This is a genomic window from Streptomyces sp. DT224, from assembly GCF_049844595.1.
Taxonomy (GTDB): Bacteria; Actinomycetota; Actinomycetes; order Streptomycetales; family Streptomycetaceae; genus Streptomyces.
In genome coordinates this window covers 109,138-135,734 of sequence record NZ_JBNCLI010000013.1, presented here as the reverse complement: position 1 = coordinate 135,734, position 26,597 = coordinate 109,138, and the positions used below count along the sequence as shown (strand labels likewise).

The 26,597-nt window shown below is 72.2% G+C and carries 27 protein-coding genes; 18 read left to right on the top strand and 9 right to left on the bottom strand.

Annotated features, from left to right (window positions below; translation table 11 throughout):
• Positions 1 to 91: 91 nt before the first annotated feature.
• From ACLQ2N_RS30045 to ACLQ2N_RS30000, 10 genes are all read left to right on the top strand, one after another.
• Entirely contained in the window at positions 92 to 1,051 is a 960-nt protein-coding gene (locus ACLQ2N_RS30045) for an FKBP-type peptidyl-prolyl cis-trans isomerase (protein ID WP_425817903.1), read from the top strand.
• Positions 1,052 to 1,094: 43 nt separating this feature from the next.
• Complete coding sequence (locus tag ACLQ2N_RS30040; RefSeq protein WP_425817901.1) at positions 1,095 to 1,466, top strand: FKBP-type peptidyl-prolyl cis-trans isomerase; 372 nt, start codon at positions 1,095 to 1,097, stop codon at positions 1,464 to 1,466.
• Between the two features lie 113 nt (positions 1,467 to 1,579).
• Positions 1,580 to 2,533: a helix-turn-helix transcriptional regulator gene (locus ACLQ2N_RS30035; protein ID WP_425817899.1), complete on the top strand. Its 954-nt coding sequence runs from the start codon at positions 1,580 to 1,582 to the stop codon at positions 2,531 to 2,533.
• 14 nt (positions 2,534 to 2,547) lie between these two features.
• On the top strand, positions 2,548 to 3,504 hold the full coding sequence (locus ACLQ2N_RS30030) for a helix-turn-helix transcriptional regulator (protein WP_425817897.1): 957 nt from the start codon (positions 2,548 to 2,550) through the stop codon (positions 3,502 to 3,504).
• A gap of 16 nt (positions 3,505 to 3,520) precedes the next feature.
• Complete coding sequence (locus ACLQ2N_RS30025; protein ID WP_425817895.1) at positions 3,521 to 3,799, top strand: hypothetical protein; 279 nt, start codon at positions 3,521 to 3,523, stop codon at positions 3,797 to 3,799.
• Positions 3,800 to 3,813: 14 nt separating this feature from the next.
• A complete protein-coding gene (locus tag ACLQ2N_RS30020; RefSeq protein ID WP_425817893.1) occupies positions 3,814 to 4,011 on the top strand; it encodes a hypothetical protein in 198 nt (65 codons plus the stop codon).
• A gap of 229 nt (positions 4,012 to 4,240) precedes the next feature.
• Entirely contained in the window at positions 4,241 to 4,531 is a 291-nt protein-coding gene (tatA, locus tag ACLQ2N_RS30015; RefSeq protein WP_425817891.1) for a Sec-independent protein translocase subunit TatA, read from the top strand.
• A 52-nt stretch (positions 4,532 to 4,583) separates the two neighbouring features.
• Positions 4,584 to 5,534 (top strand): twin-arginine translocase subunit TatC, encoded by a 951-nt coding sequence (gene tatC, locus ACLQ2N_RS30010; RefSeq protein WP_425817889.1) that lies wholly within the window; start codon positions 4,584 to 4,586, stop codon positions 5,532 to 5,534.
• Between the two features lie 17 nt (positions 5,535 to 5,551).
• Complete coding sequence (locus tag ACLQ2N_RS30005) at positions 5,552 to 6,469, top strand: diacylglycerol kinase (RefSeq protein WP_425817887.1); 918 nt, start codon at positions 5,552 to 5,554, stop codon at positions 6,467 to 6,469.
• A 44-nt stretch (positions 6,470 to 6,513) separates the two neighbouring features.
• Positions 6,514 to 9,348, top strand: coding sequence for a DEAD/DEAH box helicase (locus ACLQ2N_RS30000; protein ID WP_425817885.1), 2,835 nt, complete (start codon positions 6,514 to 6,516; stop codon positions 9,346 to 9,348).
• A 75-nt stretch (positions 9,349 to 9,423) separates the two neighbouring features.
• On the opposite strand, the gene ACLQ2N_RS29995 is transcribed toward ACLQ2N_RS30000, so the two are convergent.
• The 7 genes from ACLQ2N_RS29995 to ACLQ2N_RS29965 all read right to left on the bottom strand — a co-directional run bounded on the left by ACLQ2N_RS29995 (position 9,424) and on the right by ACLQ2N_RS29965 (position 16,209).
• A complete protein-coding gene (locus tag ACLQ2N_RS29995; protein WP_198957071.1) occupies positions 9,424 to 9,870 on the bottom strand; it encodes an SPW repeat protein in 447 nt (148 codons plus the stop codon).
• Between the two features lie 186 nt (positions 9,871 to 10,056).
• Positions 10,057 to 10,704, bottom strand: a complete 648-nt coding sequence (locus ACLQ2N_RS29990) for a fasciclin domain-containing protein (RefSeq protein ID WP_425817883.1) — start codon at positions 10,702 to 10,704, stop codon at positions 10,057 to 10,059.
• A 110-nt stretch (positions 10,705 to 10,814) separates the two neighbouring features.
• The gene (locus ACLQ2N_RS29985) at positions 10,815 to 12,359 is read right to left on the bottom strand and encodes a molybdopterin-dependent oxidoreductase (RefSeq protein WP_425818175.1); all 1,545 of its coding nucleotides are present in this window, start codon (positions 12,357 to 12,359) and stop codon (positions 10,815 to 10,817) included.
• Positions 12,360 to 12,858: 499 nt separating this feature from the next.
• Entirely contained in the window at positions 12,859 to 13,620 is a 762-nt protein-coding gene (locus tag ACLQ2N_RS29980; protein ID WP_425817881.1) for an anti-sigma factor, read from the bottom strand.
• The gene (locus ACLQ2N_RS29975; RefSeq protein WP_425817879.1) at positions 13,617 to 14,201 is read right to left on the bottom strand and encodes a sigma-70 family RNA polymerase sigma factor; all 585 of its coding nucleotides are present in this window, start codon (positions 14,199 to 14,201) and stop codon (positions 13,617 to 13,619) included. Before ACLQ2N_RS29975 ends, ACLQ2N_RS29980 begins: the two co-directional genes overlap by 4 nt.
• A 177-nt stretch (positions 14,202 to 14,378) precedes the next feature.
• Positions 14,379 to 15,221 carry a siderophore-interacting protein gene (locus tag ACLQ2N_RS29970; RefSeq protein WP_425817877.1) on the bottom strand — a complete coding sequence of 281 codons (843 nt, stop codon included), beginning with the start codon at positions 15,219 to 15,221 and terminating at the stop codon, positions 14,379 to 14,381.
• A 79-nt stretch (positions 15,222 to 15,300) separates the two neighbouring features.
• A complete protein-coding gene (locus ACLQ2N_RS29965) occupies positions 15,301 to 16,209 on the bottom strand; it encodes a 5'-3' exonuclease (protein WP_425818173.1) in 909 nt (302 codons plus the stop codon).
• A gap of 320 nt (positions 16,210 to 16,529) precedes the next feature.
• On the opposite strand from ACLQ2N_RS29965, the gene ACLQ2N_RS29960 reads away from it, so the two are divergent.
• From ACLQ2N_RS29960 to ACLQ2N_RS29950, 3 genes are all read left to right on the top strand, one after another.
• Positions 16,530 to 17,594 carry a quaternary amine ABC transporter ATP-binding protein gene (locus tag ACLQ2N_RS29960; RefSeq protein ID WP_425817875.1) on the top strand — a complete coding sequence of 355 codons (1,065 nt, stop codon included), beginning with the start codon at positions 16,530 to 16,532 and terminating at the stop codon, positions 17,592 to 17,594.
• The gene (locus ACLQ2N_RS29955; RefSeq protein WP_425817873.1) at positions 17,587 to 20,220 is read left to right on the top strand and encodes an ABC transporter permease/substrate binding protein; all 2,634 of its coding nucleotides are present in this window, start codon (positions 17,587 to 17,589) and stop codon (positions 20,218 to 20,220) included. Before ACLQ2N_RS29960 ends, ACLQ2N_RS29955 begins: the two co-directional genes overlap by 8 nt.
• A 173-nt stretch (positions 20,221 to 20,393) precedes the next feature.
• Entirely contained in the window at positions 20,394 to 20,939 is a 546-nt protein-coding gene (locus ACLQ2N_RS29950) for a helix-turn-helix domain-containing protein (protein WP_425817871.1), read from the top strand.
• A 28-nt stretch (positions 20,940 to 20,967) separates the two neighbouring features.
• On the opposite strand, the gene ACLQ2N_RS29945 is transcribed toward ACLQ2N_RS29950, so the two are convergent.
• The gene (locus tag ACLQ2N_RS29945; RefSeq protein WP_425817869.1) at positions 20,968 to 22,116 is read right to left on the bottom strand and encodes a TDT family transporter; all 1,149 of its coding nucleotides are present in this window, start codon (positions 22,114 to 22,116) and stop codon (positions 20,968 to 20,970) included.
• 70 nt (positions 22,117 to 22,186) lie between these two features.
• Here ACLQ2N_RS29945 and ACLQ2N_RS29940 point away from each other — a divergent pair, with 70 nt between their 5' ends.
• Positions 22,187 to 23,125, top strand: a complete 939-nt coding sequence (locus ACLQ2N_RS29940; protein WP_425817867.1) for a LysR family transcriptional regulator — start codon at positions 22,187 to 22,189, stop codon at positions 23,123 to 23,125.
• Here ACLQ2N_RS29940 and ACLQ2N_RS29935 read toward each other — a convergent pair.
• A complete protein-coding gene (locus ACLQ2N_RS29935; RefSeq protein WP_425817865.1) occupies positions 23,122 to 23,571 on the bottom strand; it encodes a winged helix-turn-helix transcriptional regulator in 450 nt (149 codons plus the stop codon). The two genes, ACLQ2N_RS29940 and ACLQ2N_RS29935, sit on opposite strands and share 4 nt — an antisense overlap.
• 141 nt (positions 23,572 to 23,712) lie before the next feature.
• Here ACLQ2N_RS29935 and ACLQ2N_RS29930 point away from each other — a divergent pair, with 141 nt between their 5' ends.
• The 4 genes from ACLQ2N_RS29930 (at position 23,713) to ACLQ2N_RS29915 (ending at position 26,588) form a co-directional block, all read left to right on the top strand.
• On the top strand, positions 23,713 to 24,630 hold the full coding sequence (locus tag ACLQ2N_RS29930) for a zinc-binding dehydrogenase (protein ID WP_425817863.1): 918 nt from the start codon (positions 23,713 to 23,715) through the stop codon (positions 24,628 to 24,630).
• Between the two features lie 54 nt (positions 24,631 to 24,684).
• Positions 24,685 to 25,059, top strand: a complete 375-nt coding sequence (locus ACLQ2N_RS29925; protein WP_425817861.1) for a DUF4267 domain-containing protein — start codon at positions 24,685 to 24,687, stop codon at positions 25,057 to 25,059.
• A 90-nt stretch (positions 25,060 to 25,149) separates the two neighbouring features.
• The gene (locus ACLQ2N_RS29920) at positions 25,150 to 25,632 is read left to right on the top strand and encodes a GNAT family N-acetyltransferase (RefSeq protein ID WP_425817859.1); all 483 of its coding nucleotides are present in this window, start codon (positions 25,150 to 25,152) and stop codon (positions 25,630 to 25,632) included.
• Positions 25,629 to 26,588, top strand: a complete 960-nt coding sequence (locus tag ACLQ2N_RS29915) for an aminoglycoside phosphotransferase family protein (RefSeq protein WP_425817857.1) — start codon at positions 25,629 to 25,631, stop codon at positions 26,586 to 26,588. The genes ACLQ2N_RS29920 and ACLQ2N_RS29915 overlap by 4 nt, the downstream gene beginning before the upstream one ends.
• Positions 26,589 to 26,597 lie beyond the last annotated feature (9 nt).

Below are 26,597 nucleotides of genomic sequence, written 5' to 3'. Positions count from 1 at the left end.
TACGGGGCCCTTCGTACGGCCTAGAGTGGCGGGGTCCCGGAACCCCCTGGGGCGTGTCCCCCACATATGCCGTCTGAGATCTGAGGAACCAGTGCGCCGACTTGCCGGCCTTCTCGTCGTCCCCCTGCTGCTGTTGTCGTCAGCGGCCTGCGGCAGCGACGACAAGGGCTCCGACTCCGCTTCCGCCTCCGCGTCCACCCCGTCCAAGGGCGGTTTCCCCGCCATCACCGCGGGCGCGAAGTTCGGCGAGAAGCCCACCCTGGCCAAGGGCACGGGTACGCCGCCCAAGGAGCTGAAGACCAAGGTCATCAGCGAGGGCGACGGCGCGAAGCTGAAGAACGGCGACGTGACCCAGGTCAACTACCTCGGCCAGGCGTACGACTCCACCGAGCCGTTCGACAACAGCTTCGACCGCAAGCAGCCGTTCGATCTGACGCTCGGCGCGGGCATGGTCATCCAGGGCTGGGAGAAGGGCCTGGTCGGCCAGAAGGTCGGCAGCAGGGTCCAGCTCGTCATCCCGCCGGAGCTCGGCTACGGGCCCCAGGGCCAGGGCGACATCAAGCCGAACGCCACCCTGGTCTTCGTCGTGGACATCCTGAAGGCGAAGCAGATTCCGGCCTCGGCCAAGGGCACCGCGGTCGCCCAGGACAACACCGACCTGCCGAAGGTGGGCACCAACACCGACGGCAAGGCGCCGAGCGTCACCATCCCGAGCAAGGTCGACCCGCCGAAGAAGCTGGTCTCCGACTACGTGCTGGAGTCCAAGGGCGACGTGGTCAAGGACACCGACTCGGTCGTCGTGAACTACGTGGCCAAGATCTGGAAGAGCGGCAAGGAGTTCGACAACACCTACACCACGGGCAAGACGCAGACCTTCCCCCTGGCGCAGGTCACCCTCAAGGGCCTGAAGGACGGCCTGGTCGGCAAGAAGATCGGCAGCCGGGTGCTGCTGGTCGTGCCGCCGGACCAGGGTCTCGGCGACAAGGAGCAGTCGGGCGTGCCCGCCAACTCCACCCTGGTCTTCGCCGTGGACATCCTGGCGAAGATGTAAGACTGTCCCGGTTGCCCAGTTCATCAGTAAGAGGAGCAAGTCAGTGAGCATCGACAAGCCCGAGGTCGACTTCCCGGGTGGCGAGCCGCCGGCCGATCTGGAGATCAAGGACATCTGGGAGGGCGACGGCGAGGAGGCCAAGCCCGGCCAGTTCGTCTCCGTCCACTACGTGGGCGTCGCCTTCTCCACGGGCGAGGAGTTCGACGCCTCGTGGAACCGCGGCAAGCCGCTGCAGTTCCAGCTCGGTGCCCGCCAGGTCATCGAGGGCTGGGACAAGGGCGTGCAGGGGATGAAGGTCGGCGGCCGCCGCCAGCTGACCATCCCCGCGCACCTCGCCTACGGTGACCGCGGCGCGGGCAGTGCGATCGGCCCGGGCGAGACGCTGATCTTCGTCTGCGACCTGGTCGCCGTCTGATCCCGCGTTCCGTGGAGCGAGGGCCCGTGCCATGAGGCACGGGCCCTCGCTTTTGTCCGGACACCCCGGGGCGGTACGGTCGAGCGTCGTAGAGCACAAGGGAAAGGGCGTCGATGGCGATTGCCAAGGCCGAGCGGCTGATGAACCTGGCGCTGTGTCTGCTGGGGACCCGGCGCCCGCTCAGCAAGCGCGAACTGCGCGGCTCCATCGAGGCGTACCTCGAAGCGGCTTCCGACGACGCCTTCAACCGGATGTTCGAGCGTGACAAGGACGATCTGCGCGAGCTCGGCCTGGTCATCGAGACCGTGGAGAACCTGGACGGCGACACCGGCTATCTCGCCCGCCGCGACAGCAACCGGCTGCCGCCCATCACGCTGGACGCCGAGGAGGCCGCCGCGCTCGGCCTGGCCGCCAAGGTCTGGCAGCAGGCCCGCCTCGCCGGCGCGGCCAGCGGGGCCCTGCAGAAGCTGCGGGCGGCCGGGATGCCCGAGACCGAGGACACCTACGAGGTGCACAGCGCCCTAGAACCCCGCATCCCCGTCCACGAGGCCGCGTTCGAACCCCTGATGCTCGCCTGCCGCGACCGCCGCCCGGTGACCTTCGACTACCGCAAGGCCAACGCCGCCCAGCCCGAGCAGCGCCAGGTCGAGCCCTGGACCCTGGAATGCTGGCGCGGCCACTGGTATCTCGCCGGCTGGGACCGTGAGCGGCGCGCCGAGCGCGTCTTCCGGCTCTCCCGGATCACCGGGAAGGTGCGCTCCCGGGCCGGCGCCTTCACCGCCGAGGTGCCCGACGTGGTCACCGTCCGCGAGACCGTGGAGAGCTGGGCCGGTGAGACGGCCACCCGGACCGCCCTGATCAGGCTCCGCACCGACTCCGGCTACCCGCTGCGCGCCCGGGCCATGTCGGTCCGGGAACTCGGGAACGGGTGGGACGAGTTGGAGATCCCGTACGGACACGGCCTGGACGCCTGGCTCGTGGAGTTCGGGCCCGACGTCGTCGTCACCGGACCCGAGGACCTGCGGGCCGACGTGGTGGACCGGCTGCGCGCCGTGGCCAAGGACTGAGGGGACCGTATTCCATGGCCACGAACGCCATCGACCAGACGCGCCGGATGCTCTCCCTGGTGACGTACCTCCGTGAGCGCCCCGGCGCCCACGTCCAGGACGTCGCCCGGGCCTTCGGGATCACCGAGGACGAGCTGATCTCCGACCTGGACGTGCTGCCCATGTGCGGGACCAGCTTCCGGGGCGGTGACCTGCTCGACATCGACACCGACGGCGACCGCATCTGGTGGCACAACGCGGACGACGTCGCCGAACCGCTGCGGCTCGCCGCCGACGAGGCGACGGCCCTGCTGGTCGCCGCCCGCGCCGTGGCGACCCTGCCCGGGCTGCGCGAGAGCGACCGGCAGGCGCTGCTGCGGGCCACCGCCAAGCTGGAGACCGCCGCCGGAGAGGTGGGCGCCGCCAGCTCCCGGCTCTCGGTCACCTTCGAGTCCGAGGGCGGCGTCTTCGCCGAGGTGGACCGGGCGATCTCGGAGCGGCGCCGGCTCTGGCTGCGCTACTACTCGCCCGCCCGCGACGAGCTCACCGAGCGCGAGGTGGACCCGATCCGGCTCTTCGCCGTCGGGCACACCTACATGGAGGCGTGGTGCCGCTCCTCCGAGGACCGGCGCACCTTCCGCCTCGACCGGGTCGCCGAGATCCGGCTGCTCGACGAGCCCGCCGCCCCGCCCGAGCTGGAGCTGCGGGACCTGTCCGAGGGGCTGGTCCAGCCGGCCGCCGAGGACCCGGAAGTCGTCGTCGAGGTCGGCCCCGGCGGGCGCTGGGTCGCCGAGTACTACCCGCACGACCGGGCGGAGGAGCTGCCCGACGGCGGTCTGCGGATCACCCTGCGCACCCCGGACCCGGCCTCGCTGCGCCGGCTCGCGCTGCGGCTCGGCCGGGAGGGGCGCATCGTCTCGCCCCCGGAGCTGGCCGAGAGCGCGCGGAGTGCGGCGCGGGCGGCGCTCGCCGCGTACGACGGCGCGGTCTGAAGGGACGGTTGCTGACATGGGCCACCTTTCCGCGCTGCCGGGCCGCGCCGCCGTGCCGACCGTCTCGGTGCCGGAGTCGGCGCGCTTCAAGGCCGCCTGCCCCGACTGCCGCGCGCGGTCCGAGCTGGCGGCGGCGGAGTTCCGGCTGGTGATCGGCGCGACCAGCCGCACCACCTTCTACTCCTTCACCTGCCCCGACTGCGCCGCGTGCGTCCGCAGACCGGCGGGGGAGCGGATAGTGGAGCTCCTCACCGACGGCGGCGTACGGACGCTGCGCCTGCACACCGGCTCCTGAAAGGCTCCTCCCGCATGTTCTGGCCCATGCTCGCCATCGCCCTGGGGTTCCTCGGAATCGCCGTGCTCGGCGTGCTCGCCATCAGGGTGTTCGTCGAGGCCCAGCGCCTCGGCCACCAGGTGACCCGCACCACGGAGCGCATCAACCGCGCCGCCGACGACCTGGAGCGCGCGGCCGAACGGCTCGCCGCCACGGGCAAGACCCTGCCGTAAGGCCCTGGAGGCCCGTAGACGCGGCCTCCTGTTTCCAGGGCCCGGGAGGTACGCTGCTGCAAGACGGCCCAGGCAGGGAGGTGCGGGCCGCAATCGAAAGTATGCACGGGCATTGCCCCGCGTTTACTCCCGCGGGTTACGATCGCTGTCGGCGAATCGTCGGATGTGTATCCGCCACTCAAGGGCAGCGAGCCCACCTCCAGCCGCCTCAGCCAGAAGGAAGCACACCATGGGCAATCTGAAGCCTCTCGAGATCGTACTGATCATCGCTGTCATCCTGCTGTTGTTCGGCGCCAAGAAGCTTCCCGACATGGCCCGTTCGCTGGGCAAGTCGGCCCGCATCCTCAAGAGCGAGGCCAAGGCCATGAAGAAGGACGACGAGCCGACGGTCACCGCCACCACGGACGCCGCCGCCGACCCGGCCGCCCAGCAGGCCGCCGCCCGTACGATCCAGGCCGCGCCCGGCGACGTCACGAGCTCCCGCCCGGTGAGCGAAGCGAAGCCCACCACCCAGAGCTGACCCGCGCCGACGGGTTCTTCCGTCGGCCGCCGCACGAGACGAGGGAAGTGGGTTGCTCAAGTCTGCCCGCAAGCAGGAGAAGGACAGCGAGGGGCGCATGCCTCTCGCTGATCACCTGCGAGAGTTGCGTAACCGACTGCTGATCGCGGTCCTGGCGGTCATCGTGATCACCTCGATCACGGCCTTCTTCTACAGCGAACTGATCGACTTCCTTATCCGGCCGATCCTCAAGTCGGTCGGCTGCGCCGACGGCCAGCGCAAGCAGGTCAACGGACGGCCCTGCGCGGAGATGACGATCAACGGTCTGGTCGGCCCGTTCTCCATCGCTCTCAAGGTCTCCCTCATGGCGGGTGTGGTCTTCTCCACGCCGGTCTGGCTCTACCAGCTCTGGGCGTTCCTCGCCCCGGGCTTGCACAAGAACGAGAAGAAGTACGCGCTGAGCTTCGTCGGCGCCGGCGTGCCGCTGTTCCTCGTGGGTGCGGCACTCGCATACATCCTGATGCCGCAGACCGCGGCAGTTCTGCTCGACTTCACCCCGGACAACACCACCAACCTGCTGCCCGTCGACGACTACCTCAACATCGTCACGCGCATGGTCGTCGTGTTCGGCCTGGCTTTCGAGCTGCCCCTGCTGCTCGTCCTGCTGAACTTCACCGGAGTGCTGTCGGCCAAGCGGCTCGCCTCCTGGTGGCGGGCCATGGTCATGGGCATCACCGTCTTCGCGGCCGTCGCCACCCCGACCGGCGACCCGCTCACGATGATCACGCTGGCCGCGCCGATCGTGCTGCTGTACTTCCTCGCACTCGGCATCTGCCTGCTCAACGACAGCCGCAGGCGCCGGAACAACCCCGATGCCGGCCTTGACGACGACGAGGCGTCCGACCTGGACCTCACACCCTCGGACCTGGGCGACATGGAGCACGTGTCGGCGTCACCCACCGTGCCGGGCCAGGCCGACGGCGGACGGTCCTCCGCGCGCGACGGTTACGACGACATCACCTGACCTTGTAGGGTCCCCGGGTGACCAGCGAGATCACCCTCTTCGTCAATCCCACCGCGGGACGCGGCCGGGGCGCGCGAGCCGCGCAGCCGGCCGCTTCGGCGTTGCGGGAGGCCGGTTTCTCCGTACGCACGATCCTCGGCGAGGACGCCGGTGACGCGCTGCGCCGGGCGCGGGACGCGGTCGCGGAGGGCACGGGGGCGCTCATAGCCGTCGGCGGGGACGGGCTCATGTCGCTGGCCCTCCAGGCTGTCGCCGGGACGCTCACCCCGCTCGGCGTGGTGGCGGTGGGGACCGGCAACGACTTCGCGCGCGCCCTGGGCCTGCCGATCCGCGACCCGGAGGCGTCCGGCCGGCTCGCCGCCGACGCGCTCAAGGGCCGGGCGCCCGTGCGCGAGATCGACCTCGGCCGGACCGGGGAACGCTGGTTCGGCTCGGTGCTCGCCTCCGGGTTCGACTCACGGGTCAACGACCGGGGCAACCGGATGCGCTGGGTGGGCGGCCGGTTCAAGTACGACCTGGCGATCCTCGCCGAGCTGGCCGCCTTCAAGCCGGTCACGTACCGCATGAGTCTGGACGGCGGGCCCGCGCGCGAGATCCGGGCGACGCTCGTCGCGGTCGGCAACGGCACCTCGTACGGCGGCGGCATGCGCATCTGCGCGGACGCGGACATGAGCGACGGCCTCTTCGACATCACGGTGGTCGGCGAGTGCAGCCGTACGACCCTGCTCAAGGTCTTCCCCCGGGTGTACAAGGGGACGCACCTCAGCCACCCCGTGGTGACCGTGCACCGGGCCTCGTCGGTCACCCTCGAAGCCGTCGGCGTCACCGCGTACGCGGACGGCGAACCGCTCGGGGCCCTCCCGCTGACCGCCGCCTGCGTGCCGAAGGCCGTACGGGTGCTGGGGGCCACCCCGGCCTCTGTCATGGGCGATTAAAGATCGCGTCACTGTCAGAGGCGGCGGGTAGGCTCGACAACAAGATGACAGAGGACCTCTCACCAGCTGAGCGCTACCAGGCTTCCCGGCTCCGGGCGGCCGAGCAGGCGACCGCTCTCGGACCGTTCCGCGAGATGTACGACTTCGATCTCGACCCGTATCAGATCGAGGCGTGCAAGGCGCTGGAGGCCGGGAAGGGCGTGCTCGTCGCCGCCCCCACCGGCTCGGGCAAGACGATCGTCGGCGAATTCGCCGTGCACCTCGCCCTGGAGCAGGGCCGCAAATGCTTCTACACCACGCCGATCAAGGCCCTGTCGAACCAGAAGTTCGCCGACCTGGTCCGGCGCTACGGCTCCGACAAGGTCGGCCTGCTCACCGGTGACAACAGCGTCAACGCGGACGCCCCGGTCGTCGTCATGACCACCGAGGTCCTGCGGAACATGCTGTACGCGGGCTCCCAGGCGCTCAACGGCCTCGGACACGTGGTCATGGACGAGGTGCACTACCTCTCCGACCGCTTCCGGGGCGCCGTCTGGGAAGAGGTGATCATCCACCTCCCCGAGTCGGTCACCCTGGTCTCCCTGTCGGCGACCGTGTCCAACGCGGAGGAGTTCGGCGACTGGCTGGACACCGTGCGCGGCGACACCGAGGTGATCGTCTCCGAGCAGCGGCCCGTCCCGCTCTGGCAGCACGTGCTGGCCGGCCGCCGGATGTACGACCTCTTCGAGGAGGAGACCGACCACGGCGGCCGCGGCACCGGCCGCCGCGAGGTCAACCCCGATCTCGTCCGCCTCGCCCGCATGGAGAACCAGCGCGGGTACAACCCCCGCGACCGCCGCCGCGGCAAGATGGTCCGCGAGGCGGACCGCGAGCGCGAGCGGCGCCAGCGCAGCCGGATCTGGACGCCCTCGCGCCCCGAGGTCATCGACCGGCTGGACGCCGAGGGGCTGCTGCCCGCGATCACGTTCATCTTCAGCCGGGCCGCCTGCGAGGCCGCCGTCCAGCAGTGCCTGCACGCCGGGCTCCGGCTCAACGACGACGACAAGCGCCGGCTGGTGCGGGAGATCGTGGAGGAGCGGACGGCGTCCATCCCGTCCGAGGACCTGCACGTCCTGGGCTACTACGAGTGGCTGGAGGGCCTGGAGCGGGGCATCGCCGCGCACCACGCCGGGATGCTCCCCAGGTTCAAGGAGATCGTCGAGGAACTGTTCGTCCGGGGCCTCGTCAAGGCCGTCTTCGCGACGGAGACGCTGGCGCTCGGGATCAACATGCCCGCCCGCTCGGTCGTCCTGGAGAAGCTCGTCAAGTGGAACGGCGAGCAGCACGCCGACATCACCCCCGGCGAGTACACCCAGCTGACCGGCCGGGCCGGACGGCGCGGCATCGACGTCGAGGGCCACGCCGTGGTGCTCTGGCAGCGCGGCATGGACCCGGGCGCCCTCGCCGGACTCGCCGGCACCCGCACGTATCCGCTGCGCTCCAGCTTCCGGCCGTCGTACAACATGGCCGTGAATCTGGTGCAGCAGTTCGGGCGGCACCGCTCGCGCGAACTCCTGGAGACCTCGTTCGCGCAGTTCCAGGCGGACCGCTCGGTGGTCGGGATCTCCCGCCAGGTCCAGCGCAACGAGGAGGGCCTGGAGGGCTACCGCGAGGGCATGACCTGCCATCTCGGTGACTTCGAGGAGTACGCGCGGCTGCGCCGCGACCTCAAGGACCGGGAGACGGAGCTGGCCAAGCAGGGGGCCTCGCAGCGGCGGGCCGCCGCCGCCGCGTCCCTGGAGAAGCTGAAGCCCGGCGACGTCATCCACGTCCCGACCGGCAAGTTCGCCGGCCTCGCGCTCGTCCTCGACCCCGGGCTCCCGGCCGGCCGCACCAACGGGCACGGGCACCGCGGCATGGAGTACCACGACGGGCCCCGCCCGCTGGTGCTGACCGCCGAGCGGCAGGTGAAGCGGCTCGCCTCGATCGACTTCCCGGTGCCCGTGGAGGCCGTGGAGCGGATGCGGGTGCCCAAGTCGTTCAACCCGCGCTCGCCGCAGTCGCGCCGGGACCTGGCCTCCGCGCTGCGGACCAAGGCCGGGCACATCGTCCCGGACCGGCACCGCAAGGGCCGCGCCCCCGCAGCCGACGACCGCGAGATCGCGCGCCTGCGGGCCGAGCTGCGCGCCCACCCCTGCCACGGGTGCGACGAGCGCGAGGACCACGCCCGCTGGGCCGAGCGCTACTACCGGCTCCAGCGCGACACCCGGCAGCTGGAGCGCCGCATCGAGGGGCGCACCAACACGATCGCCCGCACCTTCGACCGGATCGTGGCCCTGCTCACCGAGCTGGACTACCTGCGTGGCAGCGAGGTCACCGAGCACGGGCGGCGCCTCGCCCGGCTCTACGGTGAGCTCGACCTGCTGGCGAGCGAGTGCCTGCGCGCCGGCGTCTGGGAGGGGCTGAACGCGGCGGAGCTCGCGGCGTGCGTCTCCGCCCTGGTGTACGAGGCGCGGCAGGCCGACGACGCGGTGGCGCCGAAGCTGCCGTCGGGGCCCGCGAGGACCGCGCTGGGCGAGATGGTCCGCATCTGGGGGCGGCTCGACGCCCTGGAGGAGGACTTCAAGATCAACCAGGCGGAGGGGGTGGGCCAGCGCGAGCCCGATCTCGGCTTCGCCTGGGCGGTGTACATGTGGGCGTCCGGCCGCTCGCTGGACGAGGTGCTGCGCGAGGCGGACATGCCGGCCGGTGACTTCGTGCGCTGGTGCAAGCAGGTCATCGACGTGCTGGGCCAGGTGGCCGCCGCCGCGCCCCGGGAGAACAGCTCGGTGGCCCGGAGTGCCCGCAAGGCGGTCGACGAGGTGCTGCGGGGCGTCGTCGCGTACAGCTCCCTGGGCTGAGCCACGCCGAAGCCGGCCGGATCCCCCTGGGGCCGGCCGGCTTCGGCGTGGGTTCCCTTTCCCGGGGAGGGCCGGTCAGGACCGGCCGCCTCGGCTCATTTTCATCGACGCGCCCGCGCAGACCAGTCCGAGCAGGGCGGTCAGTCCGCCGATGATGACGTTGTTGAGGATGACGCCGGTGTCCGGGCTGCTGCCCACCACCCAGGGCGAGATGATCATCCAGGCGCCCATGGCGCAGATGGCCCAGCTCAGGCCGTACATCCGCTGCGGCATCGCGGTGAAGCCGAGGCCGAGCACGGCGATCGCGATGCCCATGACCAGGTTGTGCGTCACCAGCGCGGACTGCGAGGTGGTGAAGTGCAGCACCCACGGAGACACGGCGCAGTAGAGGCCGACCAGGAAGACCGGCGCGTCCACGAGCGCCACGTCGCGGCCGCCCATGACGCGTGCGTAACGGTCGCTCATTTCCGACACATCGGGGTGTCCGGCCATGTCGTGGCCGACGTGCGAGACGTTTGACATGAGTTTCGTCCCCTTCGGATCATGCGGACCCGGTCACCGCCACGCGCGGGAAGCGGCCCGCACGGACCATTCTGCTCTTATCCGTCTCTTATGTGCAGGTTCGAGGCGATGTGCTGCCCGCAGGATCCGCACCGGCCGGCCGGGGGCCTCGCGGTGGGCCCGGGAGCCCACCGCGAGGGACGCGGATCAGGCGGCGGGCGGCATCAGGACCGTGTCCACGATGTAGACCGTGGCGTTGGCCGTGGGGACGTTGCCGCAGACGACCTTCGACGAGTCGTTGACGGTGTACGTCACGTCCGAGCCCGAGGTCGTCAGTTCACCCTTCTCCAGAGTCTCGAACGAGCCGTTCCCCAGCTGCTTCGGCGTCAGCTTCTGACCCACCACGTGGTACGTGAGGACCTTCGTGAGCGCGTCCTTGTCGGCGAGGAGCTTGTCGAGGTCGGCCTGCGGGACCTTCGCGAAGGCGTCGTTGGTCGGCGCGAACACGGTGATGTTCTGCGCGTTGTTGAGCGTGTCGACCAGGCCGGCCTTCTTGACCGCGGTGACCAGGGTGGACAGGGCCGGGTTGTGCGAAGCCGCCGTGGCGACGGGGTCCTTCGCCATGCCGGTGAAGGAACCCGCTCCGCTCTTCGGGACCGAGGCGCAGGCCGGGCCGAAGGGCTTGTCCGCGTCCATGGACTTCTCGGCGGACGGCGAGGCCGGGGCCTTCGCGGAGCTCGCGCTCGACCCGGACGCGCTGTCCTTGGAGTCGTCGGAACAGGCCGTCAGGGCCAGCGGCAGGACGAGCGCGGCGGACAGCGCGACGGCGGCGCGGCGGGCGTGGATGACCTTCATGATGTTCTCCTGTCGGGGTAATCGAATGACTGCGTACGGTAATTGACTTGGGGTGCGCGCGGCCCGGACGGACGGTGCGCATGTCGGGAGGAGGCGGCGGGAGCGCGTGCTCAGGACACGTCGACCACCACCGAGTGCCGGCCGGTGGCGCCGTCCGGAACGGTGCCGGCGCGGCGGGCTGTCTGCGTGGCGCCGGTCCGGTCGGTGGCGCGGACCTCCAGGGTGTGGCTGCCCGGGGTGGCCGGCCACTCCCACACCCACTGGCGCCAGACGTCCCGGCCCGCCGGCGCCGCGAGCCGTGCCGGGTGCCACGGGCCGCCGTCCACCCGGACCTCGACCCGGGTGATGCCCCGGTGCTGGGCCCAGGCGACCCCGGCGACCGGCACCGTGCCGGCCTTCGGGGACGCGAAGGGGCGGGGGGTGTCGATGCGGGCCTGGGTCTTGACGGGCGCCCGCCGGGACCAGGTCCGCCTCACCCAGTACGCGTCGTACGCGTCGAAGGTGGTCAGCTCGATGTCCTTGATCCACTTGCAGGCCGACACGTATCCGTACAGGCCGGGGACGACCATCCGGACCGGGAAGCCGTGCGCGAAGGGCAGCGGCTCCCCATTCATGCCGAAGGCGAGCAAGGCGTCGCGGCCGTCCATGACGTCCTCGACCGGGGTGCCGATCGTCATGCCGTCCACCGAACGCGCCACGAGCTGGTCGGCCGGACCGCCCTCGGACGGGGGCCGCACCCCCGCCTCGCGCAGCAGACCGGCGAGACGTACGCCGAGCCACCGGGCGTTGCCGACGTACGGCCCGCCCACCTCGTTCGAGACGCAGGTCAGCGTGATGTCGCGCTCCACGGCTTCGCGGCGCAGCAGATCCTGGAAGGTGAGCGTCACCGGACGGGGCACGCCCTTGCCGCGGATCCGCAGCCGCCACGCCCCGGCGTCCACCCTCGGTACGACCAGGGCCGTGTCGACGCGGTAGAAGTCCTTGGCCGGCGTGACGAACGGGCCGAGTCCCCGGATGCCCAGGTCCGCGCCGGCCGGCACGGCGGGGGCGGGTGAGCCGGGCGCGGGGAGCTTCACATCGCGCCGGGACGCCTCGGCCCCGGCTCGGACCGCCGAGGTGAGCCGCCTCCCCAGCAGCCCCGCCCCGGCGGAGGCCACCGCCGCGGCACCCGCCGCGACGACGAACCCGCGCCGGTCGAAGCCCCCGGCGGACCGGACCCCGGAGGGCCGGGCCCGGACCAGCCGCCCGGCCAGCACGTACAGCAGCGCCGCGCCCACCAGTGCGCCCAGCACGGACGGCAGCGCGTCCGGGACCCGGCCCTCGGGCCGGCCGGCCGCCGCCGTCGCCCCGACCGCTCCGAGGACCAGCACGGCCGCCGAACCGGTGAGCCGGTGACGGAGCGCCAGCAGCCCGACGGCCACGGCGAACAGTGCCAGGACCGCCAGGATGCCGAGTTCCAGGACCAGCTTGTCGTCGGTCCCGAAGTTCCGTACGGCGAAATCCTTCAGCGCCGGGGGAGTGCGGTCGATCACCGCACCGCCCACCGCCGCGACCGGACCCGCCTCGGGGCGCACGACCGCCGCCGCCAGCTCGGCGACGGCCAGGGCGCCGAACCCGGCGATCACACCGCTGAGCGCGGCACAGGCCGCCCGCAGCGCGCGGGACCGCCGGGGCTCGGCGGCCCAGGTCTCCGGATCGTTCTGATCTCCACTCACGACGGGGATTCGGTGCCGGGGCCCGGGCGGATGGGTCTGTCACCCGATCGGGTGAACGCCACTCAGGTCCATCCGCCCAGAGGTCCGCAATGAAGCACGTGCGCACAGGCATCGCCCGCGTCTTCGGGGGGGCTCGGAAGGAGGCGGCGACGCACGGCCGTCATGGGCGGCTGCGCGGCGTGGCGGGACTGACCGCCGCTCACATCGTGACGTCGTTCGGGGCGGACGACCGGGTGGGCGCCCCCGCGCACGCCCACGAGCTGTCCGGGGTGCACGGCCGCGTCCACCCCGTCGGCTCATCGACGGCAGCGGCAGGGTCCCGCCGGAACGGCGCAGGGCCGGCCGCCCCGGATGCGCCGCGCGGACCGGCGGCCTCTTCCCGCGCCCGCCGCGCCGGGGCTGAGCGGGGGCCGGCCCCGGAAAGCCCCGGGCCGGCCGCTCACGCTGGCAGCTCCATCAGCGCCACCGGGTCCGAGGTCGGCCGCGCCGAGCCGCCCGCCGGTTCCACGGTGACGCCCATGCCCGTGGCCCCGCCGACCGGGCCGTCGAGCAGCGTGGTGTACGTGGTCGACGACGGGCCCGTGGCGCGCAGCAGGCCCGCCGGGCGCATCGTGCCGCCGTCGTCGAACCACAGCTGGTACACCTTGCCGCTGGGTGCCTCGGTCAGCCCGGACGCGAGGAACACCGCCCGGTCCTCGCTCCGGGAGACCACCACCGTGCCCTGCGCCCCGTCCTCCAGCGTGCCGGACGCGGTCTTCGCGTCGGGTGCCGCCAGGACGCGGGCCACCTGCTCGGCCCGGAGCCGGGCCGCGTCGGCCTGCCGCTGGGCGTCCCGTGCCTCCTGGTGCTGCCAGACGGCGATCCCGCCGAGGCCCGCCGCCGCGGCGACGCACGCGGCCAGGGCGAACCGGGACCACCGGGCCGCCCCCTGCCGCCGGTCCGGCGAGCGCTCGCGGCGGGGGAGCGCGGGCGGCTCCTGGCGTACGGTCGTGATCTCCCGGAGCACCCGCTCCCGCAGCTCCCGGGGGGCCGGGGCGGCGATGGCGAGGCCGAGCCGGGTGGCGGTCTCGGAGAGTTCGCGCACCTCGGTGGAGCAGGCGTCGCAGTCGCCCAGGTGCCGTTCGAAGTCCCGGCGTTCGGTGTCCGGCAGGGCGTGCAGGGCGTAGGCGCCCGTCAGCGTGTGGAGTCCGGCGTCGGTCATGAGGTCACCCCCAGGCAGTCGCGCATCCGGATCAGCCCGTCGCGCAGTCGAGTCTTGATCGTGCCGAGCGGCACCGCGAGCAGTTCGGCCACCTCGCGATAGGTCAGCCCCCGGTAGTACGCCAGGGTGACCGACTCCCGCTGGAGTTCGGACAGCGTCCGCATGCAGCGGCGCACCTGCTCGCGTTCCAGCCGGGTCTCGACCTGTTCGGTGACCTCGTCGAAGGCGGGGGTGCGGTCGAGGAGGGCGGCCTTGTGTTCGCGGGCGGCCGACGCCTGCGCCGAACGGACCCGGTCGACGGCGCGGCGGTGGGCGAGCGTCAGCACCCAGTTCATGGCGCTGCCCCGGGCGGGCTGGAAGCGGGACGCGGTGCGCCACACGTCCACCCAGACCTCCTGGGCGACCTCCTCCGACTGGGCGGGATCGCGCAGTACCCCGCGCACGAGCCCGAGCACCGGACCGCTCACCGCGTCGTAGACCTGGGCGAAGGCGTTCTGGTCGCCCCGGGCGACCAGGACCATCAACTCCTGGAGATCAGGCCCCGCCGAGGCCGTTCCGCTGATGTACACGGCTTCTTTCACGCGGGGTTCCCTTCGTGGTCATCGCTCTCCGAGGGTGATTCGGAGCCGGTGCCCGGGCGGATTGGCCGGAAGCCGGAGATCCTTCCACGGCTTCCCGGCGGCCGGCTCGGAGAACGGTGGGCCCGCGACATGCCTGTGCCCCGGCCGTCGGACCGGGGCACAGGGGCGTACGAGAGGTCAGGCCGCGCTCTCCTGCTCGCGCTCCACCTGCTCGTTCCACTGGCGCTTGACGGAGCGCCAGGACTCGTCGTCGTGGCCGAGCCGCCAGTAGCCCGAGATCGACAGCTGGGAGGCCGGAACACCGCGATCCAGCCGCAGGTGGCGGCGGATGTCCTTCACGAAGCCCGCCTCGCCGTGGACGAACGCCTGGACCCGGCCGGCCGGGAACTCCAGCTTCCGTACCGCCTCGGTGAGCGCCTCGCCGACCGGGCGGCCCGCCCGGTGCAGCCAGGTGACCGCCACGCCGTCCGGCGTGGCGATCTTCTGCTCCTCCGCCGCGTCCGCCACCTCGACGTACGCGTGCACCACGGCACCCGCCGGCATCTGCTCCAGCGCGGCGGCGACCGCCGGCAGCGCGCTCTCGTCGCCCGCCAGCAGGTGCCAGTCCGCCGAGGCGTCCGGGGCGTAACCCCCGCCGGGGCCCAGGAACGTCACCTGGTCGCCCGGCTGCGCGCCCGCCGCCCAGGGCCCGGCGAGGCCCTCGTCGCCGTGCACCACGAAGTCGATCGCCAGCTCCCGGGCGGCCGGGTCCCAGGAACGCACCGTGTAGGTACGGGTGGTGGGCCACAGCTCGCGCGGGTACTCCTCGCGGATGCGGGCCACGTCGAAGGGCTGGGCGTAGTCCGCGCCCTCGGGGGCGAAGCACAGCTTGACGTAATGGTCGGTGAAGCCCGCGAGCGCGAAGCCGGCGAGACCGTCGCCGCCGAGCACCACCCGGATCATGTGCGGGGTGATCTGCTCGGTGCGCAGGACCTGCGCCCCCCGGGCCTGAGGTGCCCGCCGCTCCGGTCGTTCTGCCACGAGGTCTGCTCCCTGCTGCCGGAATTGGAGACCGTCGACCGATGCCGAGATCGCCCTTAGGGTCACCTAACTTAACACCTCAGGGCTGCAGTGCGGAGTGGAGGCGCTGAAGGGCCCCGCCCAGCCCCCACCGGGTCGCGAGCGCGTCGAGGGCGGCCGGATCGCGGGGCGCGGCGGGCAGCGCCGGGTCGAAGTCCGGCAGCGGTACGTCACCGGCGACCCGCACCACCTTCGGCGCGACGGCCACGTAGGCGCGGGCCTCGTCGAGCCGCTTGCGCTGCGAGGGCGTCAGCTTCGCCGCCGGATCGTCCACCGCCGCCATGATCCCGGCGAGGTCGCCGAAGGCGTCCAGCAGCTTCGCCGCCGTCTTCTCGCCGATCCCGGGCACCCCCGGCAGCCCGTCGCTCGGGTCACCGCGCAGCAGCGCCAGGTCCACGTACCCGGGGCCGTCCACCCCGTACTTCTCGCGCAGCCACGCCTCGTCCGTCACCTGGAGCGTGCCGACTCCCTTCAGCGGGTAGAGCACCCGCACCCCGCGGGCGTCGTCCACCAGCTGGTACAGGTCCCGGTCGCCGGTGACGATGTCGACCGGGCCAGCCGCCCGCCCGGTCAGTGTGCCGATGACGTCGTCGGCCTCGTACCCCTGGGCGCCGACCCGGGCGATGCCCAGCGCGTCCAGCACGTCCGCGATGACCGGCACCTGCGGGGCCAGCGTGTCCGGGGTTTCCTCCTCGTCGGGCACGCCCGCCGCGGTCTCGGCCGCCACCCGGTGCGCCTTGTACGTGGGGATGAGGTCGACCCGCCACTGTGGCCGCCAGTCCGCGTCCCAGCAGGCGACGAGGTCGTCCGGCCGGTGGTCCTGCACGAGGCGGCCGATGAAGTCCAGCAGCCCGCGCACGGCGTTGACCGGGGTGCCGTCCGGCGCGCGCACCGAGTCGGGCACGCCGAAATAGGCGCGGAAGTAGAGGGAAGCGGTGTCGAGGAGCATCAGGCGTCGCGTCACACGCCGATGATGCCGCACGGCACCGACAGGGGCCGCCGCGGACGCGGTTCCCGGAAAACCAGGGTGTTTTATGTGATCCAGGCCACTCCTGTGTTTGCTCCGAGTAAGCGGGGGCAGGCGCGCCATCGGAGCGGATCACGTCGCATTTTCAACTAGTGCATGTGCCATACGGACAGAATCCGTGCCGCTCCACGGTCTGCCGGCGGGGGTGGCGGACCGTTCTCGGTTCAACGCGTGAGGTGTATGTGTCCAGGCTGCAAGCCGAGCACTTGTACAAAGTGTTCGGCAGACGACCCGATCAAGCCGTGCAGAAGCTGCGGAGCGGCACCGGCCGCGACGCGCTGCGCGCCGACGGAACCACCGCAGCGGTGATCGACGCATCGTTCACCGTCGAACCGGGCCAGATCTTCGTCGTGATGGGTCTGTCCGGCTCGGGCAAGTCCACGCTGCTGCGGATGCTCAACGGCCTGCTGGAGCCCACCTCCGGCCAGGTGCTCTTCGACGGCCAGGACCTGACCGCCCTGAGCCCCGCCGAACTCCGCCACGTCCGCTCCACCAAGATCAGCATGGTGTTCCAGCACTTCGCGCTCTTCCCCCACCGGAGCGTCCTGGAGAACGCCGCGTACGGCCTGGAGGTGCAGGGCGTGCCGCGCGCAGAGCGTCACCGCCGCGCCACCGAGGCCCTGGAGCTGACCGGCCTGGCCGGCTGGGAGAAGTCCTGGCCCGACGAGCTGTCCGGCGGCATGCAGCAGCGCGTGGGCCTCGCCCGCGCGCTCGCCACCGACGCCGACCTGCTCCTGATGGACGAGTCCTTCAGCGCGCTCGACCCGCTGATCCGCCGCGACATGCAGGACCAGCTCCTGGAACTCCAGAAGCGGCTGAAGAAGACCATCGTCTTCATCACCCACGACCTCAACGAGGCCATGCGCCTCGGCGACCGCATCGCCGTGATGCGCGACGGCGAGATAGTCCAGCTCGGCACCGCCGAGGACATCCTCGTCACCCCGGCCAACGACTACGTCGCCTCCTTCACCCAGGACGTGGACCGTGCCCGGGTGCTGACGGCCGGCGCGATCATGGCCGAGACGGACACCGTCATGGGCACGCTGTGCGACCAGGGCAAGGAGATCCGGACCGCCGACGACGTGCTGCGGTCCGCCCCGGCCACGGTCACCGAGTCCACGCCGATCATCGAGCTGTTCACGCCCTGCTCGCAGAGCCGGGTCGCGGTCGCCGTGACCGACGACAAGGGCAAGCTCCTCGGCGTCGTGCCCCGCGAGCGGCTGCTCGCCGTGCTCGGCGAGCCGATGACCCCCGCCCAGGCTCCCCAGGACGCCGCCACCTCGCTGAAGAAGGTGGCCGGTGTTTAGGCTCCATCTCGGCGACTGGGTCGACTCCGCGGTCGACTGGCTCCAGAACCACCTCTCCTGGCTCTTCGACTTCATCAGCTCCGTCGTGAGCGGCATGTTCGACGGCATCGCCGCCGTGCTCTCCGCTCCCGCGCCCCTGCTCTTCGCGGGCATCGTCGCCGTCATCGCCTGGTGGCTGCGCGGCCTGCTCGCCGGAATCCTGGCATTCGTCGGCTTCGCCCTCATCGACTCGGTCGAGTTGTGGGACGAGGCGATGGACACGCTCACCCTGGTGCTCGTCGCGACGATCGTGACGCTGGTCCTGGCCGTGCCGCTCGGCATCTGGGCCTCCCGCTCCAAGACGGTGAGCGCGGTGACCCGGCCGGTCCTGGACTTCATGCAGACCATGCCCGCCATGGTCTACCTGATCCCCGGCGTGATCTTCTTCGGTGTCGGTGTCGTTCCCGGCATCATCGCCACCATCATCTTCGCGCTGCCTCCGGGCGTCCGGATGACCGAACTCGGCATCCGCCAGGTCGACGGCGAGCTGGTCGAGGCGGCCGAGGCGTTCGGCACGACGTCCCGCAACACCCTGCTGCGGGTCCAGCTTCCGCTGGCCCTGCCCACGATCATGGCGGGTATCAACCAGGTCATCATGCTGGGCCTGTCCATGGTGGTCATCGCCGGCATGGTCGGCGGCGGCGGCCTCGGCGGCTCCGTCTACCGGGCCATCGGCAACGTCGACGTCGGCCTGGGCTTCGAGGCCGGTGTCTCCATCGTCATCCTGGCCATGTACCTGGACCGGATGACCAGTGCCCTGGGCCGCGAGGTCTCCCCGCTCGCGCGCCGCGCGCTCGCCAAGGCGCAGTCGATGGCCGGCGGTCTGAAGATCTGGCACCACCGCCCGCAGCCCGTCGTCGCCGTCGCGGGCGTCGTCGCCCTCGCGCTCGTCGCCGGCGGCATGGGCATCTTCGGCTCCTCCGACGACGAGGCCGTCGCGGCCTCCGACACGAAGAACATCGGCGCCGGCAAGAAGATCAGCATGGGGTACATCCCGTGGGACGAGGGCATCGCCTCCACCTTCCTGTGGAAGGAGCTGCTGGAGCGCCGCGGCTTCGAGGTCGACGTCAAGCAGTACGAGGCCGGCGCGCTGTACACCGGCATGGCGGGCGGCCAGATCGACTTCGAGACCGACTCCTGGCTCCCGGTCACCCACGCCTCGTACTGGAAGAAGTACAAGGACCGCCTGGAGGACATGGGCTCCTGGTACGGCCCCACCTCGCTGGAGCTGGCCGTCCCCAGTTACGTCAAGGACGTGAAGTCCCTGGCCGACCTCAAGGGCAAGGCGTCCGACTTCAAGGGCCGGATCGTCGGCATCGAGCCGAGCGCCGGTGAGATGGGCCTGCTCAAGGACAAGATCCTGCCGGGCTACGGCCTGGACAAGGAGTACAAGGTCGTCGACGGCTCCACGCCGTCCATGCTGGCGGAGCTGAAGCGCGCGTACGCCAAGAAGGAACCGATCGTCGTCCCGCTCTGGTCGCCGCACTGGGCGTACAACCAGTTCGAGCTGACCAAGCTCAAGGACCCCGAGAACCTCTGGGGCAAGGGCGACGGCATCCACACGCTGACCCGCAAGGGCTTCACCGCCGACAACCCCGAGGTCGGCAAGTGGCTCAAGGACTTCAAGATGAGCGAGGACCAGCTCACCAGCCTTGAGGCCCAGATCCAGAAGAGCGGCTCCGGCAAGGAGCAGGAGGCCGTCCGCACCTGGCTGAAGGCCAACCCGGACGTCGCCGACAAGTGGACCCCGGTGAAGAAGTCCGCCCCGGCCAAGGGCGCGAACGGCAAGGACGAGCGCGACCGCCCGGTGGAGATGGCCTGGTTCCCCTGGGAGGAGGACATCGCCGCCACGTACCTGTGGAAGGCCGTCCTGGAGGACCGCGGCTACAAGATCAACCTCAAGCAGTTCGAGGTCGGCCCGATGTACACCGCGATGTCGCGCGGCCAGATCGACGTGCAGCTCGACGGATGGCTCCCCTTCACCCAGAAGAACTACTGGGACAAGTACGGCTCCAAGCTGACGGACATCGGCTCCTGGTACGGCCCGACCTCCATCGAGGTCGCGGTGCCCGACTACGTCAAGGACGTGAAGTCCCTGGCCGACCTCAAGGGCAAGAGCTCGGAGTTCAAGGGCCGGATCATCGGCATCGAGCCCGGCACCGCCACGATGGAGAACCTGAAGAAGAACGTGCTCCCGGCCTACGGCCTGGACGACGAGTACAAGGTGGTCGACTCCTCGACGCCCGGCATGCTCGCCGAGCTGAAGCGCGCGTACGCCAAGAAGGAGCCCATCGCCGTCCTGCTGTGGACCCCCCACTGGGCGTACAGCGAGTACGGGATGACCAAGCTCCAGGACCCGAAGAAGGCGTTCGGCGAGGGCGACCGGCTGCACACCATCGCCTCCGAGGAGTTCCCGGAGAACTACCCGCGGCTGACGGAGTGGTTCAAGGACTTCAAGCTGAGCGAGGACCAGCTCGCCGGCCTGGAGAACCAGATCCAGAAGCTCGGTACCGGGCACGAAGAGGAAGCCGTGAGGGCCTGGATGAAGAAGAACCCGGGAATCGCGGACAAGATGGCACCCCAGTAGGGGCCGTCACCGGCCCCCACCAGGGCCGCAACCCGTGAAGGGGTGGGTCGCGCCGACGGCGTGACCCACCCCTTCCGGCGTTCCGGTCCGCTCACTTTCCGGGCCGTCCTGGCGTAACGGTGTGCGCGACCGGCTCACAACCGGAAGGATGGCGAGTCGGGAGGGAGCCGGACATGGACGAGAAGGAAACACTCCGGGTGGGCGCCGCCGTCCGCCGACAGCGCAGGTCCCTGGGACTCACCCTGGCCGCCGTGGCCTCGCGCAGCGGCCTTTCCGTGCCGTTCCTCAGCCAGATCGAGAACGAGCGCGCCAGACCCAGCCCCCGGTCGCTCGACCGGGTCGCGGAAGCGCTGGAGACCACCACGGCCCGGCTGCGCGCCGCCGCCGACTCCGCGCGCGCGGTCGACGTCGTGCGCGCCGCCCACGAGGACGGGGTGCACCGGGTGGTCCGGGGGCGCCACCAGCTCAGCGCCCTGGAGTTCACCGGGGAGCTCGACCTCGGGCGCGAGTTCCAGCACCGCAACGACGAGCTCCTGTACGTCGCCGAGGGGGCCGCCGAAGTGGAGGCCGAGGGCCGGGCCTACCGGCTGGTCCAGGGCGACACGCTCTTCCTGTCCGGCGGGGTCCGCCACCGCTGGCGGGCCACCCTCCCCGGCACCCGGCTGCTGTGCGTCGCGGTCGCCGAACACATCGACGCGACGTCCGACCCCCGGCGCTGAGAGCGTCCGGGGGCCGCCGAACGCGTGCTCAGGCCGTACGGGCCGCCACCGGGGCGGGCCGGTGCGGCGCCGCGAGCAGCGCCCCGCTGAGCACCCCGCGCACCGTGCGCACTCCCGCCACCGCCCACGCCGACACCAGCAGCACGTACAGCGCGACGGCCAGCCAGGTGAACGCGGTCAGACCGGTGTGCCGGGCCAGGCCCGCCGCGCCGGTCACGCAGGTGCCGACGGGGAAGGTGAAGCCCCACCAGGTCATCGAGAACGTCATCCCGCCCCGTACCGCCCGCACCACCAGTGCCACCGCCAGGGCCAGCCACATCAGGGCGAAGCCCATCACCGGCACCCCGTACAGCACCGCGAAGGCGCGGAGCGCCGAGGCGTACGGGCCCTCGACCGTGCCCGGCGCCACATCGGCCAGCGCGTTGACCGCGGTCGTCGACTGGCCCAGCGGGCCGAGCACCAGGAACAGGGTGGGCGTCAGCGCGAGCGGCAGCGGGCCCCCGTGCACCAGCCGGGCGAAGACCAGCGGGAGCATGACCAGCGTCGCCAGCAGGCTCAGCCCGAACATCGCGTAGCAGCCCAGCAGCAGCGCCTCGCGCCCCTGCCCCGCGGGCAGCTCCGCCACGAGCAGCGGGCCCAGCGCGGCCGACACCATCGGCGCCACCACCGGCAGCAGCCACACCGGGGACGCGGTGCCCGGCTCCGGCCGGTGGCGCACGATCATGAGATACGGGACCGCCACGGCCGCCACCAGACCGGTCACCGTGCCCGCCGTGTACAGGACCACGTCCAGCCCGAGCGCCGCCCGGTGCCCGATGAGGTCCTTGCCCACGGCCATGCCGGAGCCGCCGACGGCCAGCAGCGCCATCGCCAGGCAGCCGTAGAACGGCGCGACGGCCTGGTCCGCGAGATGGGCGCGCGCCTGGTCGCGGTGGGCCGCCCAGTGCCCGGCGCGGGCCGCCAGCACGGCGGCGAGCAGCAGCGCCGAGAACAGCCACACCACGGTGCACGCGCCGCGCAGCCCGGGCACATGCACCGGCAGCGCGGCACCGGCGCTCGCGACGATCGCGGTGCCCATCACGGTGGCGTACCAGTTGGGGCCGAAGTGCCGCAGCGCGGGCCTTCGGAGGGTGCCGGAGTACGGGGAAGAGGTGCGGGTCCGCAGATGGATGGCCATGCCACGATTCTTTCGGCCGCGCCGGGACCCCACCAGGGAGCACTGCCCTATGAGGTCATAAAGTGGACTTATGACCGGCGAACCGTCCACCCCCCTCTCCCACCGGGTGCCCGACCTGGGCGCGCTGGAACTGCTCCTCGCGGTCGCCCGGCACGGCAGCCTCGGCCGGGCCGCCCGCGACGTCGGCATCACCCAGCCCGCCGCCAGCAGCCGCGTCCGCTCCATGGAACGGCAGCTCGGCCTCACCCTCCTCGACCGCTCGCCCCGGGGCTCCCGGCTCACGGACGCGGGTGCCCTGGTCACCGACTGGGCGCGCCGGGTCGTGGAGGCCGCCGAGGCGTTCGACGCGGGCGCCCAGGCGCTGCGCGACCGCCGCGACTCCCGGCTGCGGGTCGCCGCCTCCATGACCATCGCCGAGTACCTGCTGCCCGGCTGGCTCATCGCCCTGCGCGCCGAACGCCCCGGCACCGCCGTCTCGCTGCTCGCCGGGAACTCCGCGGTGGTCGCCGAGCGGCTGCTGCGCGGTGAGGCGGACCTGGGTTTCGTGGAGGGCCTGTCCGTCCCGGAAGGGCTCGACGGTACGGTCATCGCCCACGACCGCCTCGTCGTCGTGGTCGCCCCCGCCCATCCGTGGGCCCGCCGCCGCACCCCGCTGACCCCGGCCGAGCTGGCCGGGACCCCGCTGATCCTGCGCGAGCACGGTTCCGGCACCCGCCAGGTCCTGGACGCGGCGCTCGCCGTCCACGGCCCGCTGGCCCCGCCGCTCCTGGAGCTCTCCTCGACCACCGCGGTCAAGGGCGCGGCGGAGAGCGGCGCCGGCCCCTGCGTCCTGAGCGAGCTCGCGCTCGGCGAGGAGCTGTCCGCCCGCCGCCTGGTCAAGGTCCCCATCGCCGGGGCCCGGCTGCGCCGCCAGCTGCGCGCGGTCTGGCCCTCGGGCCACCGCCCCACGGGCCCGGCCCGCGACCTGCTCGCGCTGACCCGGTCCGAGTCTTCCGGGGGCGCGCCCTAAGCGGTGCCCTGGGGCCTGGCGTCGTAGGCGTCGCGGTGGGTCAGGACCTCGTCCATGTTGCTCTCCGCCCACTTCTTGATGTCCCGCATGACGCACTGGAGCGAGCGGCCGAGGCCGGTCAGCTCGTAACTGACGGTCACCGGCACGGTGGCGGTCACCGTCCTGGTCACCATGCCGTCACGCTCCAGCGAACGCAGCGTCTGCGTCAGCATCTTCTGGCTCACGCCCGAGATCCGGCGTGACAGCTCGGAGAAGCGCATGGGGTGCGGTTCCCCGACGGTGGCCTCCCCGGGGTGCGGGCCGTCGCCGCCGAGCGCGGCGAGCACCAGCGCGACCCACTTGTCGGAGATCCGCTCCAGGAGCCGGCGGCTCGGGCAGACCGCCAGAAACGCGTCGTACTCCCGCTTGGCCTCGGCCCGCCGCTCGGACGCGGTGCTGGTCGCCATCTGTCAGACATCTCCTCGACTCGGTGACTTACTTACTTCAAGGTGCCTACTTCCCAGTGGTGACCGGGTTCTTCCATGCTGGTGTCCAGACGCAGGGATGGCAAGACCTCACACAAACCCTGCTTGAAAAGGGAGTTGACGATGAATCAGGTGACTTCGCGCCGCGCCGTGGTCCGCGTTCCGTCCGGGCCCGAGTCCATCGAGACCGTCGAGGCGCCGGTGGCCGAGCCGGGACCGAAGGAGATCCGCGTCAGGATCGCCGCGGCGGCGGTGAACCCCGTCGACCTGGGCGTGGCGGCCGGCGTCTTCCACCGGCTCGGCATGGTCGATCAGCCCCACTGGACCGGCCTCGGCTGGGACTTCTCCGGAACCGTGGAGGCCGCCGGACCGGACGCCGGACTGCCCGCCGGGACCCGTGTCGCCGGGTTCCTGGACGGCTTCGACCGCGATCACGGCTCCCATGCCGAGCACGTCGTCGTCCCCGCCGCGAACGTCGCCGTCGTGCCGGACGCCGTCGACCTGGTGGCGGCGGCCACGGTGCCGCTCAACGCCACCGCCGCCGCCCAGGCCGTCGACCTCCTCGGCGAGGCGCCGAGCGACGCCCGGCGGCTGCTGGTGACCGGTGCGGCCGGTGCGGTGGGGGCGTACGCCGCCGTGCTCGCCCAGGAGCGCGGCTGGCAGGTGACCGGGCTGGCCCGAGCGGCCGACGAGCCGTTCGTCCGCGGCCTGGGTGCGGGCTTCACCACCGAACCCGGCCAGGGGTGGGACGCTGTCGCCGACGCCGGAGCCCTCCAGGAGACCGCCCTCCGGGCCGTGCGCGACGGCGGCCGCTTCGTGGGCGTGCAGCCCGCCGCCAGGCTCCCCGAGGAGCGCGGCATCACCGTCGAGGTCGTCTTCGCCCGCCCCGACGGGCCGCTGCTCGCCGGTCTGCTGGCACGGGTGGCGGCGGGAGAGCTCCCGGCCCGCGTCCACGCCGTCGTGTCACTCGATCAGGCCGCCGACGCCTACCGGGCGATGGCGCAGGGCCGCATCCGCGGCCGGATCGTCCTTGTCCCCTGACACCACGTCACGCGTAGACGATGACCACGACCTTCTTCGACGTAGGGACAGCTGATGCTCACCACCATTGCCACCGTCCTCGCCGGTCTCCTCGGCGCGGGCCTCGTCCTCATGGGCGCGAACGTCCTCATCAGACCGCAGGGTGCCGCCGGTTTCGGCATTCCCGACGCGCCGGTCGAGGACCGCGGCTTCCAGCCCTGGCTGCGCGTGAAGGGGTTGCGGGAGATCGCGCCCGGCGCCTTCGTCTTCGTCCTGATGGCCGTCGCGAGCTCGTCGGTCCTGGGCTGGTACCTGCTGGTGTTCGCCGTGATACCCGCCGGGGACGCGCTGGTCGTGCTGCGCAGCGGCGGGCCGAGGGCGACCGCCTACGGCGTCCACGCCGCGACCTCCGCGGTGATGCTGCTGACCGGCGTCGGCCTCCTGGTCTGACCGGGGCCCGTCCTGAGGAAAACGGGGCGACGCCGCCCGCCCGGGCACGACACCCTTGCGGGGCACGGCACCCCACCGAAAGGACGCCCCATGAGCACCCCGCCGCACCTGAGACGCGCCGGCGCGGACGACGCCGCCGAGGTCACCCGGCTGCGCCTGGTCATGTTCGCCTCCATGGGCCTCGTCCCGGAGCCCGACTGGACCCCGGTGTGCGAGGCGTACTTCCGCGAACGGCTCGCCGCCGACCCGCACTTCGTCGCCTATGTGATCGACGCGGGGGACCGGCTGCTGTCCAGCTCGGTGGGCCAGTACACGCGGTCCCTGCCCCGGCCGGGCCGTGCCCCGTACGTCGGGCACATCGCCTCGGTCGCCACCGATCCCGGCCACCGGCGGCAGGGATACGCCCGCCTGACCTTCCGGGCCGTCCACGACCACCTGGTCGAGGCCGGGTGCTCCCGGATCAGCCTGACCGCGACGCCCGAGGGCGAGGGCCTGTACCGCTCGCTGGGCTACGGCGAGCCCGGCGGACCCACGCCCCTGACCTGGACGCACCCCGGGGAGGCGCACCGATGACCGCCACCGCACCGCCCGCGCGGGGCGTCCGCCACCCCTGGTCCGCGCTGCCCGCCGCCGTACGCGAAGCCGTCGAGGACATCCTCGGCGCACCGGTCACCGAGGCCCGCAGCCAGAGCGGCGGCTTCTCGCCCGGAGTCGCCGCCCGGGTCCGGCTCGCGAACGGCGGCCGGGCCTTCGTCAAGGCGGTGAGCGCCGAGGTGAACCCGGACAGCCCGGACATGCACCGCGCCGAGGCCCGCGTCACGGCGTCGCTCCCCGCGAACGCGCCCGTGCCCCGGCTGCTCGGCTCGTACGACGACGGCAGCTGCGTCGCCCTCGTGCTGGAGGACATCGACGGCCGCCAGCCCCGGGTGCCCTGGGACCGCGACGAGCTGGACCGGGTCCTGACGGCCGTCGGCGACCTCTCCCGCGCCCTCACCCCGGCCCCGGCCGACGTGGCCTCGGCCGCCTGGGGCAAGTCCTCGATGTTCGACGGCTGGCGCACCCTGCACGCCGCCGGGGGCGATGCCCGCCTCGACCCCTGGGCAGCCGCCCACCTCGCCGCGCTCGCGGAGCTGGAGGCCGGCTGGTCCGGGGCCGCTGCCGGGGACACCCTCGCCCACAGCGACCTGCGCGCCGACAACATCCTGCTCACCGGGGACCGGACCGTCTTCGTGGACTGGCCGCACGCGGTGTGCGCCGCGCCCTGGTTCGACCTGCTGCTGATGCTCCCGTGCGTGGCCGCCCAGGGCTACGGCTCCGGAGAGGGCGGCCCGGACCCGGACGCCCTGTTCACCGCCCACCCGCTCGGCCGGGACGCGGACCCCGACGCCGTCACCGCCGTACTCGCCGCCCTCGCCGGGTACTTCACGGAGAACGCGCTGCGCCCCGCCCCGCCCGGCCTGCCGACGCTCCGGGCCTTCCAGGCCGCCCAGGGCGCCGCAGCCCTGACCTGGCTGCGCCGGCGCCTCTAGGGCGTGGTG